The following is a 15,376-nucleotide window of genomic DNA, read 5'->3' as shown; positions in this document are numbered from 1 at the left end:
CCCCCTGCGTCACGGGTCGCTCACCAGATGCGCACGCGCTCCTCGGGGGCGAGGTACAGCCCGTCGCCCGGCTGGACGTCGAACGCCGCGTAGAACTCGTCGACGTTGCGCACGACGCCGTTGCAGCGGAACTCGTCGGGCGCGTGCGGGTCCGTCGCGAGCCGACGCACGACCTCCTCGTCGCGGCCCTTGGTGCGCCACGCCTGCGCCCAGCCGAGGAAGAACCGCTGCACGCCGGTGAGCCCGTCGAGCACCGGGGCCTCCTCGAGCGGACGGCCCAGCGCGATGCGGTAGGCCTTCAGGGCGATCGAGAGCCCGCCGAGGTCGCCGATGTTCTCGCCGATGGTCAGGGCCCCGTTGACGTGGTGCGAGCCGTCGAGCTGCGCGGGGGAGAACGCGTCGTACTGCTCGACGAGCGCGCTCGTGCGGCGCTCGAACTCGGCGCGGTCGTCCGCGGTCCACCAGTCCTCGAGCCGGCCGGTGCCGTCGTACTTGCTGCCCTGGTCGTCGAACCCGTGCCCGATCTCGTGGCCGATGACCGCGCCGATCGCGCCGAAGTTCACGGCGTCGTCCGCGTCGGCGTCGAAGAACGGCGGCTGCAGGATCGCCGCGGGGAAGACGATCTCGTTCATGCCCGGGTTGTAGTAGGCGTTCACGGTCTGCGGCGTCATGAACCACTCGTCGCGGTCGATCGGCCTGCCGATCTTCGCGAGCTCGCGGTCGAGCTCGAACGCGTTGGCCGCACGCACGTTGCCGAGCAGGTCGGTCGCGTCGACCTGGAGCGCCGAGTAGTCGCGCCACCGCACCGGGTAGCCGATCTTCGGCGTGAACGCGTCGAGCTTCGCGAGCGCCTTCGCGCGCGTCTCCTCGCCCATCCACTCGAGCGACGTGATCGACTCGCGGTACGCCTCGACGAGGTGCGCGACGAGCTCGTCCATGCGCTCCTTGTGCGACGGCGGGAAGTGCCGCGCGACGTAGACCTCCCCGACGGCCTCGCCCAGCACGCCCTGCACGAGCGACACGCCGCGCTTCCACCGGTCACGCAGCTCCTGCGCGCCCGTCAGCGTGCGGCCGTAGAAGTCGAAGTTCGCCTCGACGAGCTCCTGCGTGAGGTACGGGGCCCGGTCGGAGACGACGTGGTACGCGAGCCACGCCTGCCAGTCCTCGAGCGGCTCGGACGCCCACAGCTGCGCGAAGCCCTCGGCGAACTGCGGCTCGCGCACGACGAGCTGGTCGAGCGCACCCGCGGGTGCGCCGAGCGCGAGCGCCCACGCGTGCCAGTCGAAGCCGGGCGCGCTCGTCGCGAGGTCCGCGAGCGTGGTCGGGTTGTACGTGAGGTCGGCGTCGCGGTCCTTGACGACGTCCCAGTGGTGCGCGGCGAGCTTCGTCTCGAGCGCGACGACCCGCGCGGCGAGCGCGCTCGCCTCCGCCTCGTCCGCGGCGACCTGCGCGAGGCGCAGCATGCGGGCGACGTGCGGTGCGTACGCCGCGAGCACGGTGGCGTACTGCTCCTCCCGGTAGTAGGCCTCGTCGGGCAGGCCGAGGCCGCCCTGGTGCAGGTAGACGACGTAGCGCTCGGGGTCGTCCGCGTCGTTGTCGACCCACAGACCGACCGCGCCGCCCGCGCCCGTGCGCTGCAGCGCCCCGAGCACGCCGGTCAGCTCGGCCTGCGTGGCCGCGCCCGCGACGAGCGCGAGGTCCACCTGCAGCGGCGCGAGCCCGGCCGCCTCGATCGCGTCGGTGTCCATGAAGCTCGCGAACACCGCGCCGACCTTCGCGCCCGCGCTCGCCGAACCGTCCTCGTCGGCGGCCTGCGCGCCCAGGTCGGCGATGATGTCGCGGACCTGGGCCTCGGCCGCGTCGTGCAGCGTGCGGAACGTGCCGTCCATCGCCCGGTCCGCGGGGATGACGTGCTGGGCGTACCAGCGCCCGTTCACGTGGCGGTACAGGTCGTCCTGCGGACGGACGGTGGGGTCGAGGTCGGTCAGGTCGAGGCCGCTGCGCGTCATGGCCACAGCCTACGGACAGCGTGCGGCGCGACCCGCGCGCTGCGGCAGGATGGGCCCATGCGCATCCACATCGGTTCCGACCACGCCGGCTACGAGCTCAAGGTCGCGCTCGTCGAGCACCTGCAGGCCGCAGGGCACGACGTCGTCGACCACGGGGCGCACTCCTACGACGCGCTCGACGACTACCCGCCGTTCTGCTTCGCGGCCGGTGAGGCCGTGGTCGCCGAGCCGGGCTCGCTCGGCATCGTGCTCGGCGGGTCGGGCAACGGCGAGCAGATCGCCGCGAACAAGGTCACGGGGGTGCGTGCCGCACTCGCGTGGAACCTCGAGACCGCCACGCTGGCGCGTCAGCACAACGACGCGAACGTCGTCGCGATCGGCGCGCGCCAGCACTCGGTCGACGAGGCGCTCGCGCTGGTCGACGCGTTCCTCGCGGAGCCGTTCAGCGGCGACGCGCGCCACCAGCGTCGCATTGACCTCCTGGCCGAGTACGAGTCCCGCTGACCCACCCGTCCGCCGAGTGCGCACGTCCGTGCGCGAGTGCGTACGACGAGCGTGCGCACTCGCGCCGGACCGTCCGCACTCGGCGGGGCGGTGGTCGCCGGTTCAGAAGACCCAGGGGCACAGCGGGGCCACCGGCCAGGAGAACGCGGCGGCCGTCGGGTGCAGGGTCCCGGGCGTGAGCTCGGTGACGAGACCGGCGTCCGCGTAGGCGGACAGCGACCTGCCGCCCAGGTACGCCGCGCCGAGCTCGCGCACGTCGATGCGCAGGTCCGGCTCGTCGTCGGTGCGGGTCACCTCGGCGGCCCACCCGTGCGCGCCCTCGTCGGTCGTCGCCACGCGCCACCGGCCCGCGTTCGCCGGCAGCCGCGCATCGCTGACCTCGAGGACGACGTCGACCGGGGCGCTGTACCGGCGCCCGGCGAGCGCGACCGGCAGGTCGAGCAGGCGCACCCACAGGTTGTCGGTCAGGCGCGGCTGGGCGCCGCGCCGGTCCACCAGGAGCGACAGGAGCCGGTCGTCGACCGGGAGCATGTTCGTCGCGACCTCGCCCGTGAGGTCGAGGTCGAGGACGAAGGACCACAGCCGGTGCGCCGCGGCCGCGTCGACGGCCGCGGAGTCGCGCACCGTGACGGGGTACGCGGGGCCTGCATCGCCCCACGTCTCCTTGCGTCGCAGCAGCGCGTAGGCGCGAGGGTCGCCGACCTCGTCGTGCACCGTCACGATGCGCAGCGGCTCGCCGCCGTCACGCCACGCGGGCGGGTCGGCGAGCCGGGAGCGGCGGTGCGCGTCGGACGCCCGCAGGACCCAGCCCGGGCGGCCGACGCCGGCCGCGGTGTTGACCGCCTGCACGAGGTCGGCGTGCCGCTCGACGTCCGCGGTGTCGATGCGCACCGTGAGCGCGTCGCTGCCCGGCACGTCGCGCAGCGCGGCTCCCCGCGGCACCTTGAGGCGGACGTCGTCGCAGGCCGAGCCGTAGCCGAACCGGCCGTAGATCGCCATCTCCGCGGCGAACAGCGCGGAGACCGGCTCGCCGCGCTCGAGGGAGCGCGCGAAGTGGGCGTCGATCATGGCGGACAGCAGCCCCCGGCGACGCTCGTCGGGCCGGACGCCCACGAACGTGAGCCCCGCGCACGGGACCGCACCGCCCGGGACGGGCAGGTCGAAGTCGAACGAGCCGTGGACGCCGCCCAGGGTCCCGTCGGGCCGCTCGACGCCCGCCGTGCGGTCCCACTCGAGGGTGTCGGGGACGATCTCGCTGGTCTTCTCGTCGGGCTCGAACGCGAACGCGAGGTGGTCGACGGCGAGGAACTCGGTCTTGCGGTCGTGCGGCACCGCGACAGTGCGGTACCCGTCGGGCAGAGGTGTCATGGCGCCATGGTCACCCCCGCCAGGCGCATGTCACCAGCGCATATGCCGGCGTCGCTCAGTCGGCCGTCGGGACGTCGTCAGGGAACCAGATCGCCCGGCGCAGGGCGACCCGCGTCCCGTCCGCCACGAGCGGGGTGCCCTCGGCGCGCAGCTCGTCGAGCGCGCGGTGCAGGTGCCGGGCGGGCGGCGCGCCCGACGCGTCGACGACGCGCCACCACGCCACGCCCGAACCGGCTCGGGCCATGACCTGACCCACCTGGCGCGGGCCGCCGCGCGGACGGTCGCCCGCGGCCGCGAACCGGTCCGCGACGACCTCGGCGACCGTCCCGTAGGTCATCGCGCGCCCCGGGGGGATGGCTTCCACCAGGTCGAGCACCGCCTCGAGGTACGCGTCGTCCACGACGACGAGTGTGCCGCAGCGTGCCGTGGCTCGGGGGAGGGCGCAGCGGTCAGGCGGCGTCGACCTCCGGCGCGAGGACCGCCGCGACGGCGGGCAGCGTGCGCGGGTCGCCCTGCACGACGAGCGTCGTGATCGCGGTCGCGCGCCACGCCGGCAGCTGCGCGCGCACGTCGTCGGGCGTGCCGACGAGCGCGACGTCGCGCACGAGCTCCACGGGCACCGCCGCGGCCGCGCGCTGCTTGTCGCCCGCGAGGTAGTGCGCCTGGATCTCGTCGCACACCGCGGAGTACCCGAGCCGGTCGAGCACGTTGCGGTGGAAGTTCGCACCCTTCGCGCCCATGCCGCCCGCGTACAGCGCGACGAACGGCCGGATCTGCTCGGCGGCGGCGTCGATGCTCTCGGCCAGCACCACGGGCACGGGCGCGACCACCTCGAAGCGGGCGGGGGAGCGGTCGTCGGTGCGCGCGGCGAAGCCCTCGGCGAGCAGCGCGCGGTACTCGTCGTCCATGCGGGGCGAGTAGAACATCGGCAACCAGCCGTCGGCGATCTCGGCCGCGAGTGCGACGTTGCGCGGGCCCTCCGCGGCGAGGTGGATCGGCAGGTCGGTGCGCAGGGGGTGCACGGTCGGGCGCAGCGCCTTGCCGAGCCCGGCGCCCTCGTCGGGACCCAGCGGCAGGCGGTAGAAGTCGCCGTCGAACGTGACGGGCGCCTCGCGTGCGAGCACCTGGCGCACGACCGCGACGAACTCGCGCGTGCGGGCGAGCGGCCGCGGGTACGGCTGGCCGTACCAGCCCTCGACGACCTGCGGGCCGGACGCGCCGAGGCCCAGCACGAACCGCCCGCCCGACAGGTGGTCGAGCGTGAGGGCGGCCATGGCGGTCGCGGTGGGGGTGCGCGCCGAGATCTGGGCGATCGCCGTGCCGAGTCGCACGCGCGACGTGCGCGATCCCCACCACGCGAGCGGCGTGAACGCGTCGGAGCCGTACGCCTCGGACGTCCAGACCGAGTCGAAGCCGAGGCGCTCGGCCGCGACCACGGTCTCGAGCGCGCCCGGCGGCGGGCCGGCGGACCAGTAACCCAGCGAGTACCCCAGTCGCATGCCGGCCTCCGTGACGTCGTCGTCGCGCGGCGGCCCGGTCGGCCGCGGCGCGGTCAGGTTACCCGGCGGTAGCTCGCGGGGTCCCGCGCTCCGCGCGGTCGTCGCGCGGGCGGCGGCGGTCCGCGAGCGTGTTGAGCAGCGCGGCCGCCGTCGCGGCGTCGTCGACGGTCACGACGAGCACGCGGGACCCGGTCCGCCGCACCTGGATCGCCTCGCCCGCGCGCAGCACGAGCCCTGCCCGCCCGCCGCGGCCGAGCCGGTAGCCCCAGCCGCCGAACTCGCGCAGCGGGCGCACGTCGACCACGTCGGCGCGCAGCACCTCGTCCACGGGCACCCGCACGCGCGGCCACCCGAGCACGGAGCGCGCCTCGAGCCCACGCGCATCGACCGTCACCCGCCACAGGAGCATCGCGGCGAGCAGCACGCTCAGGCCCACCGGGACCAGCAGCGCCATCCACTCGTCGAGCACCGCGGCGAGCACGGTCGTCGCCGCGACGACCGCGCCGGCCGGGAGCAGCGCCGACGGTGAGCCGACGGTCCGGGTCCACGCCGCGCGCTGCGTGCGGGACAGCGGCACGCGGCGGGCGTCGGCGTCGACGGGTCCGCGCGCCGGCAGCCGCGCGTCGGCGGGGGCGAGGAGGAACGCGACCCCGGCCACGACGACGGCGGCCGCGAGACCGAGGACCACGGTCGGGCCGCCGCCCGGTGCGAGCGCGCCGTCGGCGAGGCCGCGCTGGCTCGCGAGCGTGCCGGTCACGACGACCGCGTACAGCGCCCCCAGGCCGGCGGACGTCGCGACCAGCCCGCGTCGGGTCACGCCGTCGTGCCCGCGCCAGAACGCGAACGCCCACTGCGCGACGCACAGCCCCGTGCCGACGAGCAGCGGGACGAAGGCGCCCGCGAACGACGAGAACCCGTCCGGCCCGTCGGCGCCCCAGTGGTTCGCGATCCGCTCCGGCAGCTCGTCGCGCCAGCCCAGCGCGGCGAGCGCCGGGACGGCCATGAGTGCGAGCGGCAGCACGAGCGCGAGCAGCGTGGTCGAGCGGCGGTGCGGGGGCGCGGTCCGCTCGTCGCCCCGGGCGCCCGCCGGGGTGGTGGACGTCGTCGTCATCGGCCCTCCGGGGTCGTCGCGCGGGCGAACGCGGCCTGCACGAGCGCGGTCGCGGCGGTGGGAGGCACACCCGCACGGCGCGCGGCGTCGACCAGCGCGGCGACGGGCTCGTCGAGCGCCGCGTAGTCGGCGTGCCCGGCGATCACGGCACCCCGCCCCCGGCGCAGGTCGAGCAGACCCTCGTCGCGCAGGTCCTGGTACGCGCGCAGCACGGTGTGCAGGTTGACCTCGAGGGACGTCGCGAGCACCCGGGCCGACGGCAGCCGGTCGCCCGTGCGCAGCTCACCGCTCGCGACCGCGCCGCGCACCTGCGCGGCGATCTGCGCGAACAGCGGCTCGTCGCGCTCGGGGTCCACGGTCCAGAGCACGGCGCCAGGCTAGTTGCGCGGGGCGCAGGAGGACAGCGCGGAGCGAGCGCGGGCCGGACGGACCGGTCAGATGTAGATCGCGGGGTCGTCGACCTCGATGTCGAACGGTGCCGCGGCCGGGCGCAGGCGGATCTGCGCGGGTACCCCCACCGCGATCGCGCCGGCCGGGACGTCGTGGATGACGACGGCGTTGGCCCCGACCTGCACCCCGTCGCCGATCCACACCGGCCCGAGGATCTTCGCGCCCGCGCCGACCACGACGTGGTCGCCGAGCGTGGGGTGCCGCTTGCCGTGCCGCATCGACTTGCCGCCGAGCGTCGAGCCGTGGAACAGCACCACGTCGTCACCGACCTCGGCGGTCTCGCCGATGACCACGCCCATGCCGTGGTCGATGAACAGCCGGCGCCCGAGGCGTGCGCCGGGGTGGATCTCGATGCCCGTGAGGAACCGCACGAGCTGCGACAGCAGCCGCGCGGGCAGGCGCAGGCCCGGCTCGCGCCACATCGCGTGGGCCACGCGGTAGGTCCACACCGCGTGCACCCCCGGGTAGGCGAGCGCCACCTCGAGCCGCGACCGGGCCGCGGGGTCACGACGACGCGCGGCCTCGAGGTCCTCGCGGAACGTGGCGATGAAGTGCTGCAGGGAAGGCATGGGACCTGGCTCTCGAGGGGCTCTCGAACGGGGGACGACCGCCGCCGCGGCGGTCCAGGACCGGGCGCCGTGCCCCGGGTGCTCGCGCGGCCCGGGGCACGGCGTGCGGGTCAGTCGAGCAGGTCGGCGTACAGCACCGTCGACAGGTAGCGCTCGCCGAACGACGGGATGATCGCGACGATCAGCTTGCCCGCGTTCTCGGGGCGCTCCGCGAGCTGCTTCGCGGCCGCGAGCGCGGCGCCCGACGAGATGCCGACGAGCAGCCCCTCCTCGGCGGCGGCGCGGCGCGCGTACGCGACGGCGGTGTCGGCGTCGATGTCGATGACCTCGTCGTACACCGACGTGTCGAGGATCTCCGGCACGAAGTTCGCGCCGATGCCCTGGATCTTGTGCGGGCCGGGCTGGCCGCCGTTGAGGATCGGCGACTCGGCGGGCTCGACCGCGACGATCTTGACGTCGGGCTTGCGCTCCTTGAGCACCTGGCCGACGCCCGTGATGGTCCCGCCCGTGCCGATGCCGGCGACGAGGATGTCGATCTTGCCGTCCGTGTCGGCCCAGATCTCCTCGGCCGTGGTCGTGCGGTGGATCGCAGGGTTGGCCTCGTTGGCGAACTGGCGGGCGAGGATCGCGCCCGGGCGCTCGGCCACGACCTCGTTCGCGCGGTTCACCGCGCCCTTCATGCCCTCGGAGCCGGGCGTGAGGATGAGCTCCGCGCCGAACGCGCGCAGCAGAGCGCGCCGCTCCTTCGACATCGTCTCCGGCATGGTCAGGACGACCTTGTAGCCGCGGGCCGCGCCGACGAACGCGAGCGCGATGCCCGTGTTGCCGGACGTCGCCTCGACGATCGTGCCGCCCGGCTGCAGCTCGCCCGACGCCTCCGCGGCGTCGATGATCGCCACGCCGATGCGGTCCTTGACCGAGTTCGCCGGGTTGTAGAACTCGAGCTTGCCGACCACGGTCGCGGGGGCGCCGTCGGTGATCTTGTTGATGCGGACCAGCGGGGTGTTGCCGATCAGCGCGGTGGCGTCGTCGTAGATGCGTGCCATGGTTCCTCTTCGGTCGAGCCGCCGGGTGGCGGCGGATACGGGGGACGTGCCTTGCGGGTGCTGCGGCCACCCCGGCTGACGGTGCGGGGTGGGTGCGGGGTGGGTGCGGTCGGCGCCCGGGTAGGGGCGGGCCGCCGGGGCGAGCGCTGGCGGACCTGGCACGGCCCGTCCGGGTCACGGTGCCGTCGCGCGCGGGAGCCAGCGCTCTACCGACAGCGACAACACCGCGCCACGAGGGCACGGCGGAAGGAGGCGGGGGCGGACGTCCGCTCGCTCATCGCTCTCCTCCAGAGGCGGCCAGGACGGCCGCAGTCGCAGGTGACGTTATCGCCAACGCGACGCCCCGCGCAAAGGTTCCCGCCCTGCGGGACGGGCTCGCGGCGCACGCGCCGGCGTCGACTCACCCGAGGTGGCGGGTCGCGCCCGGGACGCCGACGACGAGGCGCGCCGCCTCTTTCGCGTCCGCGTACGTCGACGCGACGCCCACCGAGAGCGGGAAGTCGACCGGGAAGTCGCCGAACAGCAGACGTCCCGCCGCCGTCGCCGCGCCCGCGACCTGCGCCGCGACCTCGTCCGCGCACGACGCGGGGGTGTGCACCACGACCTCGTCGTGCAGGAAGTACACGAGGTGCGGACGCCCCACGAACGGGGCACGCACCCGGCCCGGCGCGGCCTCGTCGGCACCCAGCGCCCACAGCCGGCGGCGCAGCTCGGCGAGCCAGCACAGCGCCCACTCGGCCGCGGTGCCCTGTACGACGAAGTTGCGCGTGAAGCGGCCCCACGACCGCGTCGCCGACCGTGCGCGCGACTGCGCGCGCTCGGTCGCGTCCGGGTCGAGCGCGTCCGCCTGGGCCTGCGCCCACGTCTCGCCCGGACGCGGGGAGCTGCGGCCCAGCAGCGTGGAGACGACCTCGCCGCGCTCGCCCGCGCGCGCGGCGTCCTCGACGAGCCCCACCGCCGCGGGGAACGCCTGCAGGAGCCGCGGGAGCACGGCCGCGCTCGCACCCGTCGTCCCGCCGTACAGCGCGCCCAGCATCCCGACCTTCGCGAGCGCGCGCTCGGGCACCACGCCCGCGTCCACGATGCCGCCGTACAGGTCACGTCCCGCGCCGGCCGCCGCCATCCGCTCGTCGTGCGCCATCCCCGCGAGCACCCTCGGCTCGAGCTGTGCGGCGTCCGCGACGACGAGCCGCCACCCCGGGTCCGCGCGCACCGCGGTGCGCAGGCGGCGGGGGATCTGCAGCGCGCCACCACCGCTCGACCCCCAGCGGCCCGTGACCACACCGCCCACCACGTACTCCGGCCGGAACCGGCCGTCCGGCACCCACTGGTCGAGCCACGCCCAGCCGTTCGCGGAGTGCAGACGCGACAGCTTCTTGTAGGCGAGCAGCGGTGCGACCGCCGGGTGGTCGACGCCCTCGAGTTCCCACTGCCGGGTCGAGGACACCGCGAGGCCCACGCGGCGCAGCGCGCGCAGCACGTCGGGCAGGGAGTCCGGGTTGAGGCCGGGGGCGTCGAGCTCGGCGCGAACCCGCGCCGCGAGCCGCGCGAGCTCGGGCGGGCGCTCGCCGCGCGCAGGACGCTCGCCCAGCAGGTCGCGCAGCACCTCGTCGTGCACGTCGGCGTCCCACGGCAGGCCCGTGTGACGCATCTCCGTCGCGACGAGCGCGCCCGCCGACTCGCCCGCCACGAGCAGCCGCAGGCGCCCCGCGGACGGGCTGCCCGCCACCGCGGCGTGCTGCGCGTCCAGCTCCGCGAGGCACGCGGCCAGGTCGGGCGTGCCCGCCGGGCCCCGCTCGTCGGGGTGCGGGTCGGCGGTGTCGGACGCGGCCGCGTCGTCGTCGCGCATCGCGTCGAACAGCGTCTGGTCGCTCGAGGCGGGCCGCGCGGACGCCGGGTCGGCGGGCCCCGCCGCGTCGAACGGACCCGCGGGCGCGTGCGCGAGGTCGGACCCGGCGCACGACGCCGAGCCGCGCAGCAGCCGGTGCGTGAGGCGCAGGTCCAGGCACCGCTCGACGCGCACGCCGTCCGCCAGCAGGCGCGGGTACCACGCGTGCGTGTCCGCCCACGCCCAGCGCACCGCGCGCTCGGGGCCGAGCACCGCGGCGTCGCTCTCACGGACCGCGACCACGGGGCCCGGCGACGCGGACGAGCCCGCCGGCCGGGCGACGACGACGATCACGTCTGCAGCCTGCCGCACGCCTCCCACGCCCGAGGTGCCCGCGCGCCGCGCCGTCCCCCCGGGCCGGCCGGTCCGTGCGCGCTCAGGCGGGCATGCCGAGCTCGTCGAGCCACGCCTCGGCGAGCAGCCCGTTGCCCGCGGCGGTCAGGTGCACGCCGTCCGTCGTCCAGTGCGCCGCGCCCGCGGCCTCGATCGCCTCCGCGAACAGCAGGTCCGCCGCGAGCAGGCTCGTGCCGTACTCCTGGGCGAGCGACCGTACGACCGCGATGCGCGGGTCCAGGTCCTCGCGCCACGCCTCCTGCTCCGGCGTGAGCGGGAGCAGGAACGGCTCGACGAGCACGAACCGCACGTCCAGGCGCTCGCGCGCCGAGTCGAGCATCGCGCGGTAGTGCTCCTCGAACTCGCGCGTGCTCGTCGGCTGCCCGCTGTCGTAGCGCCGCCACGTGTCGTTGACCCCGACGAGCAGCGAGATCACCGTCGGCTCGAGCGCGAGGGTGTCCCGCTCCCAGCGGTCCCGCACCATCGCGGCCGTGTCACCGCCCACGCCGCGGTTGAGGAACGTGAGTCCCAGGTCCGGCCGTCGCGCGCCGGCCAGCGCCGCGGCGATCGCCACCCACCCGTGGCCCAGGCTCAGCGGGTCCTGGCGGTCCCGGCCCCAGTCGGTGATCGAGTCGCCCTGGAACAGGACGCGGTCGGCGTGGGTGAAGAACGTCGGCACGCGCACATCCCACCACAGCCTGACCCGAACGGGTGACAGCGACGCGTCCCCTAGGCTGGGCGTCGCGCGGGCCCCCTCGCGCGACGGGGTGTGGCGCAGGTTGGTAGCGCGTCCGCTTTGGGAGCGGAAGGTCGCCGGTTCGAATCCGACCACCCCGACCAGGTCACCGGGCGCCGATCAGGCCGCGACGGTGCGCGACGTCGACCGCCTCCGCGCGGCCGGACGCGCCGAGCTTCGCGAGCACGTTCGACACGTGCACCGAGACGGTCGTGCCGGAGATGAACAGCCGACGGCCGATCTGGTTGTTCGACAGGCACTGCGCGACGCTCGCGCGCCGCTCCGTCCCGCCGTCGGACATGTCCCTGCCCGGCATCGTGCGCCACCTCGCCGAGGTCGAGCAGTACTGGTTCCGCATGGTCATGGTCCGTGAGCGCCCCGAGCGCCACTACCGCGGCTCCGCCGTGCACGCGTTCCTCGACGCGCGCGGCGACGACGAGCACGTGAACGACGCATGGGCCCGCTCGACGGGTCGGGGCGGGTGGATCGGCGCAGGCCCGGAGGACGTGCGTGGACGGGCGGGGGAGCGGACGACGGGAATCGAACCCGCGTAGCCAGTTTGGAAGACTGGGGCTCTACCATTGAGCTACGTCCGCACAGGCCGCACAGGTGCGACCGGCGGCGTCAAGGGTACCGGCTCGTTCCGGTCCGTCCGAACCGCCCCGGGTCAGGTCCCGGGGCGACCGCTCGGGGGCCGGCCGCCGCGAGGTGGCGGCCGGGCTGTGATTCGTCCGTGCTCCGGCGCGTGACGTACCATCGAGGGTCGCCCGTGCGCGCCTCAGCCCTTGAGCGCCTCAGCCCTTGAGCCCGACCTCATGGACCTGGCCTCGAGCCTGTCGCCGCGCCCGCGCCCTCGCACCGCCGCCGGGAACGGCGAAACCACCCCGATCAGTTGGAGAGCATCGAAGTGAAGAGCGCCGTCGAGACCCTGGAGCCGACGAAGGTCAAGCTGACCGTCGAGGTGACGTACGACGAGCTCCGCCCGAGCATCGAGCACGCGTACCAGCACATCGCGGAGCAGGTGACGGTGCCGGGCTTCCGCAAGGGCAAGGTGCCGCCGCGCATCATCGACCAGCGCGTCGGCCGTCCGGCGGTCATCGAGCACGCGGTGAACGAGGGTCTGGGCGGCTTCTACGCCGAGGCGGTGCGCGAGAACAAGCTGCGTCCCCTCGGTCAGCCCGAGGTCGAGGTCACCAAGGTCCCCGGCCTCGTGGCCGGCGAGGAGGAGGGCGAGCTGCACTTCTCCGCCGAGGTCGAGGTGCGCCCCGAGCTCGAGCTCCCCGCGCTGGACGGCCTGGCCATCGAGGTCGAGGGCGTCGAGGTCGAGGACGCGGACGTCGAGGGCCGTCTCGACGCGCTGCGTGAGCGCTTCGGCACGCTCGTGGGCGTGGACGCCCCGGCGGAGGCCGGCAACTTCGTCGTGATCGACCTGGTCGCGAAGATCGACGACGCCGAGGTCGACTCGGTGTCCGGCGTGAGCTACCAGATCGGCTCGGGCAACATGCTCGAGGGTCTGGACGAGGCGCTGACGGGCCTGTCGGCGGGCGAGACGACGACGTTCGAGACCGAGCTGGCCGGTGGCGAGCACGCGGGCGAGAAGGCCCAGGTCACGGTGACGGCGACGACCGTCAAGGAGCGTCAGCTGCCCGACGCCGACGACGACTTCGCGCAGCTCGCGTCCGAGTTCGACACGCTGGACGAGCTGAAGGCGGACCTGCGCGAGCAGGCCGCGCGCATCAAGGTCTCCAACCAGGCGGTGCAGGCGCGTGACCTGCTCGTCGAGAAGCTCGTGGAGAGCATCGAGATCCCCGTGCCGTCGGGCGTCGTCGAGGCCGAGGTGCACCGTCACCTCGAGTCCGAGGGCCGCCTGGACGACTACGAGCACCGCACCGAGGTCACGGAGCAGGCGCAGACCGCGCTGCGCAACCAGATCCTGCTGGACACGCTCGCCGAGAAGCTCGAGGTGAAGGTCTCGCAGCAGGAGCTCGTCGAGTACCTCGTGCAGGCGTCGCGTCAGTACGGCATGGACCCGAACACGTTCATCAAGACCCTCGACGAGGGCGGCCAGATCCCGGCGATGGTGGCCGAGGTCGCGCGCTCCAAGTCGATCGCCGTCGCGCTGCGCCAGGTGACGGTCACGGACCCGTCGGGTGCCGCGGTGGACCTGTCCGACTTCATCGGCACCGACGAGGACGACGCGGCCGAGTCGCAGGACGACGCCGCCGCTGCCGCCGCGGTCGCCGACGCGGCCGTGGACGCGACCGCCTGAGGTCGCCCCGCTCCACCGGGAGCCCCGTCGCCGCACGCCGGTGACGGGGCTCTCGTCGTCCCGGCCCGCACCCGCCGCGCGCGTGCTGCGCCGACAGCGAAACGGGCCGTGGCCGGGCCGGATCTGCGGCGGCCGGGCGTTAGTGTCACTGCGACGCAAGGATGCCGCTTCGACCAAGGAGCCTTCGTGAACGACTTCCCGGCCATGGCCCGGGCCGACTCTCCCGGACTCGGCCTGAACGACCACATCTACAACCGGCTGCTGCGCGAGCGGATCATCTGGCTCGGTTCCGAGGTGCGCGACGAGAACGCGAACGCGATCTGCGCGCAGATGATGCTCCTGGCCGCGGAGGACCCGGACAAGGACATCTGGCTGTACATCAACTCGCCCGGCGGCTCGATCACGGCCGGCATGGCGATCTACGACACCATGCAGTACATCAAGCCGGACGTGGCGACGATCGCGATGGGCATGGCGGCCTCGATGGGGCAGTTCCTGCTCTCGTCGGGCGCCAAGGGCAAGCGCTACGCGACGCCCCACGCGCGGGTGATGATGCACCAGCCCTCGGGCGGCATCGGCGGTACCGCGACGGACGTGCGCATCAACGCGCAGCTGATCCTGCACATGAAGACGGTGCTCGCCGAGCTGACCGCCGCGCAGACGGGCAAGAGCGTCGAGCAGATCAGCGCGGACGCCGACCGTGACCGCTGGTTCACCGCCCCGGAGGCGCTCGAGTACGGGTTCATCGACCACGTGGTCGAGGCCGCGAGCTCCGTCACGGGCCGCGGCGGGACCGCCTGAGCCTTCGAGACCGCGAGGAGATCCAGTGAGCACCGAGTCCCAGTTCATCGCCCGCGCGGGCGCGCTGGCCGGCGGCTTCGGCCGTCCGGCGGCCGCCGCGCCGTCCGCCCGTTACGTGCTGCCCCAGTTCGAGGAGCGCACGGCCTACGGCTTCAAGCGGCAGGACCCGTACACCAAGCTGTTCGAGGACCGCATCATCTTCCTCGGCGTGCAGGTGGACGACGCCTCGGCCGACGACGTCATGGCGCAGCTCCTGGTGCTGGAGAGCACCGACCCGGACCGCGACATCACGCTGTACATCAACTCGCCCGGTGGCTCGTTCACCGCGCTGACGGCGATCTACGACACGATGCAGTACATCAAGCCGCAGATCGCGACCGTCTGCCTCGGGCAGGCCGCCTCCGCGGCGGCCGTGCTGCTCGCGGCGGGCACGCCGGGCAAGCGCCTGGCGCTGCCCAACGCGCGCGTGCTGATCCACCAGCCCGCGATGGAGGGCGGCGGGTACGCGCAGGCGTCCGACATCGAGATCCACGCCAACGAGCTCATCCGCATGCGCGAGTGGCTCGAGGAGACGATCGCCCACCACACGGGGCGGGACGTCGAGGCGGTCCGTCAGGACATCGAGCGCGACAAGATCCTCACGGCGCAGCAGGCGCTGGAGTACGGACTCGTCGACCAGGTGCTCGCGAGCCGCAAGGGCGCGCGCCCGACGGTCATCGAGCCGTCCTGACGACGTACCGCGCGTGACGACCTCGGCGGGTGCGGACGGGTGATCCTGCCCGGCCGCACCCGC

Annotated in this window: 15 protein-coding genes, 2 tRNA genes and 1 pseudogene; 6 read left to right on the top strand and 12 right to left on the bottom strand. The window is 74.5% G+C overall.

Going from position 1 to position 15,376, the window contains the following annotated elements; translation table 11 throughout:
* Positions 1–20: 20 nt before the first annotated feature.
* On the bottom strand, positions 21–2,009 hold the full coding sequence (locus ACT17Q_RS10605) for a M13 family metallopeptidase (RefSeq protein ID WP_444662335.1): 1,989 nt from the start codon (positions 2,007–2,009) through the stop codon (positions 21–23).
* Positions 2,010–2,066: 57 nt separating this feature from the next.
* Here ACT17Q_RS10605 and ACT17Q_RS10600 point away from each other — a divergent pair, with 57 nt between their 5' ends.
* Positions 2,067–2,513, top strand: coding sequence for a ribose-5-phosphate isomerase (locus tag ACT17Q_RS10600; RefSeq protein WP_141322482.1), 447 nt, complete (start codon positions 2,067–2,069; stop codon positions 2,511–2,513).
* 102 nt (positions 2,514–2,615) lie between these two features.
* On the opposite strand, the gene ACT17Q_RS10595 is transcribed toward ACT17Q_RS10600, so the two are convergent.
* From ACT17Q_RS10595 to ACT17Q_RS10555, 9 genes are all read right to left on the bottom strand, one after another.
* Complete coding sequence (locus ACT17Q_RS10595) at positions 2,616–3,881, bottom strand: GNAT family N-acetyltransferase (protein WP_268531332.1); 1,266 nt, start codon at positions 3,879–3,881, stop codon at positions 2,616–2,618.
* Between the two features lie 55 nt (positions 3,882–3,936).
* Positions 3,937–4,281: an MGMT family protein gene (locus ACT17Q_RS10590; protein ID WP_141322487.1), complete on the bottom strand. Its 345-nt coding sequence runs from the start codon at positions 4,279–4,281 to the stop codon at positions 3,937–3,939.
* A 49-nt stretch (positions 4,282–4,330) separates the two neighbouring features.
* Positions 4,331–5,380, bottom strand: coding sequence for an LLM class F420-dependent oxidoreductase (locus ACT17Q_RS10585; RefSeq protein ID WP_444662332.1), 1,050 nt, complete (start codon positions 5,378–5,380; stop codon positions 4,331–4,333).
* Positions 5,381–5,438: 58 nt separating this feature from the next.
* Positions 5,439–6,491, bottom strand: coding sequence for a DUF1648 domain-containing protein (locus ACT17Q_RS10580; RefSeq protein WP_141322489.1), 1,053 nt, complete (start codon positions 6,489–6,491; stop codon positions 5,439–5,441).
* Positions 6,488–6,859, bottom strand: a complete 372-nt coding sequence (locus tag ACT17Q_RS10575) for a GntR family transcriptional regulator (RefSeq protein WP_094179669.1) — start codon at positions 6,857–6,859, stop codon at positions 6,488–6,490. Before ACT17Q_RS10575 ends, ACT17Q_RS10580 begins: the two co-directional genes overlap by 4 nt.
* A 66-nt stretch (positions 6,860–6,925) precedes the next feature.
* Complete coding sequence (gene epsC, locus ACT17Q_RS10570; protein WP_094179670.1) at positions 6,926–7,510, bottom strand: serine O-acetyltransferase EpsC; 585 nt, start codon at positions 7,508–7,510, stop codon at positions 6,926–6,928.
* A 110-nt stretch (positions 7,511–7,620) separates the two neighbouring features.
* Entirely contained in the window at positions 7,621–8,556 is a 936-nt protein-coding gene (gene cysK / locus ACT17Q_RS10565) for a cysteine synthase A (protein ID WP_444662329.1), read from the bottom strand.
* Between the two features lie 400 nt (positions 8,557–8,956).
* Complete coding sequence (locus ACT17Q_RS10560; protein ID WP_444665387.1) at positions 8,957–10,738, bottom strand: bifunctional 3'-5' exonuclease/DNA polymerase; 1,782 nt, start codon at positions 10,736–10,738, stop codon at positions 8,957–8,959.
* An 82-nt stretch (positions 10,739–10,820) separates the two neighbouring features.
* Positions 10,821–11,456, bottom strand: coding sequence for an SGNH/GDSL hydrolase family protein (locus ACT17Q_RS10555; protein ID WP_444662327.1), 636 nt, complete (start codon positions 11,454–11,456; stop codon positions 10,821–10,823).
* An 84-nt stretch (positions 11,457–11,540) separates the two neighbouring features.
* Here ACT17Q_RS10555 and ACT17Q_RS10550 point away from each other — a divergent pair.
* Positions 11,541–11,617 (top strand) — tRNA-Pro (locus ACT17Q_RS10550).
* Between the two features lie 2 nt (positions 11,618–11,619).
* Here the strand turns inward: ACT17Q_RS10550 and ACT17Q_RS10545 are convergent.
* Positions 11,620–11,781: pseudogene (locus tag ACT17Q_RS10545) on the bottom strand (response regulator transcription factor); the annotation flags it as partial.
* A gap of 31 nt (positions 11,782–11,812) precedes the next feature.
* On the opposite strand from ACT17Q_RS10545, the gene ACT17Q_RS10540 reads away from it, so the two are divergent.
* On the top strand, positions 11,813–12,067 hold the full coding sequence (locus ACT17Q_RS10540; RefSeq protein WP_444662325.1) for a mycothiol transferase: 255 nt from the start codon (positions 11,813–11,815) through the stop codon (positions 12,065–12,067).
* On the opposite strand, the gene ACT17Q_RS10535 is transcribed toward ACT17Q_RS10540, so the two are convergent.
* Positions 12,039–12,109, bottom strand: a tRNA-Gly gene (locus ACT17Q_RS10535). The two genes, ACT17Q_RS10540 and ACT17Q_RS10535, sit on opposite strands and share 29 nt — an antisense overlap.
* Before the next feature lie 311 nt (positions 12,110–12,420).
* On the opposite strand from ACT17Q_RS10535, the gene tig reads away from it, so the two are divergent.
* The 3 genes from tig (at position 12,421) to ACT17Q_RS10520 (ending at position 15,313) form a co-directional block, all read left to right on the top strand.
* Positions 12,421–13,782, top strand: coding sequence for a trigger factor (gene tig / locus ACT17Q_RS10530; protein WP_444662323.1), 1,362 nt, complete (start codon positions 12,421–12,423; stop codon positions 13,780–13,782).
* Between the two features lie 204 nt (positions 13,783–13,986).
* The gene (locus ACT17Q_RS10525) at positions 13,987–14,583 is read left to right on the top strand and encodes an ATP-dependent Clp protease proteolytic subunit (RefSeq protein WP_444665386.1); all 597 of its coding nucleotides are present in this window, start codon (positions 13,987–13,989) and stop codon (positions 14,581–14,583) included.
* Positions 14,584–14,608: 25 nt separating this feature from the next.
* Positions 14,609–15,313 carry an ATP-dependent Clp protease proteolytic subunit gene (locus tag ACT17Q_RS10520; RefSeq protein WP_094179689.1) on the top strand — a complete coding sequence of 235 codons (705 nt, stop codon included), beginning with the start codon at positions 14,609–14,611 and terminating at the stop codon, positions 15,311–15,313.
* Positions 15,314–15,376: the final 63 nt, after the last annotated feature.

Source organism: Cellulomonas sp. CW35, assembly GCF_052378485.1.
Lineage (GTDB): Bacteria > Actinomycetota > Actinomycetes > Actinomycetales > Cellulomonadaceae > Cellulomonas > Cellulomonas uda.
Note: the sequence above shows the minus strand (reverse complement) of the source record. Positions and strands in the feature narration are given on the sequence as shown.

Bases quoted from the DNA above. Each gene is read 5' to 3' on its own strand.
- ACT17Q_RS10605 (WP_444662335.1), bottom strand. From the start codon at position 2,009: ATGACGCGCAGCGGCCTCGACCTGACCGACCTCGACCCCACCGTCCGT.
- ACT17Q_RS10600 (WP_141322482.1), top strand. From the start codon at position 2,067: ATGCGCATCCACATCGGTTCCGACCACGCCGGCTACGAGCTCAAGGTC.
- ACT17Q_RS10595 (WP_268531332.1), bottom strand. From the start codon at position 3,881: ATGACACCTCTGCCCGACGGGTACCGCACTGTCGCGGTGCCGCACGAC.
- ACT17Q_RS10585 (WP_444662332.1), bottom strand. From the start codon at position 5,380: ATGCGACTGGGGTACTCGCTGGGTTACTGGTCCGCCGGCCCGCCGCCG.
- ACT17Q_RS10580 (WP_141322489.1), bottom strand. From the start codon at position 6,491: ATGACGACGACGTCCACCACCCCGGCGGGCGCCCGGGGCGACGAGCGG.
- epsC (WP_094179670.1), bottom strand. From the start codon at position 7,510: ATGCCTTCCCTGCAGCACTTCATCGCCACGTTCCGCGAGGACCTCGAG.
- cysK (WP_444662329.1), bottom strand. From the start codon at position 8,556: ATGGCACGCATCTACGACGACGCCACCGCGCTGATCGGCAACACCCCG.
- ACT17Q_RS10540 (WP_444662325.1), top strand. From the start codon at position 11,813: ATGTCCCTGCCCGGCATCGTGCGCCACCTCGCCGAGGTCGAGCAGTAC.
- ACT17Q_RS10525 (WP_444665386.1), top strand. From the start codon at position 13,987: ATGGCCCGGGCCGACTCTCCCGGACTCGGCCTGAACGACCACATCTAC.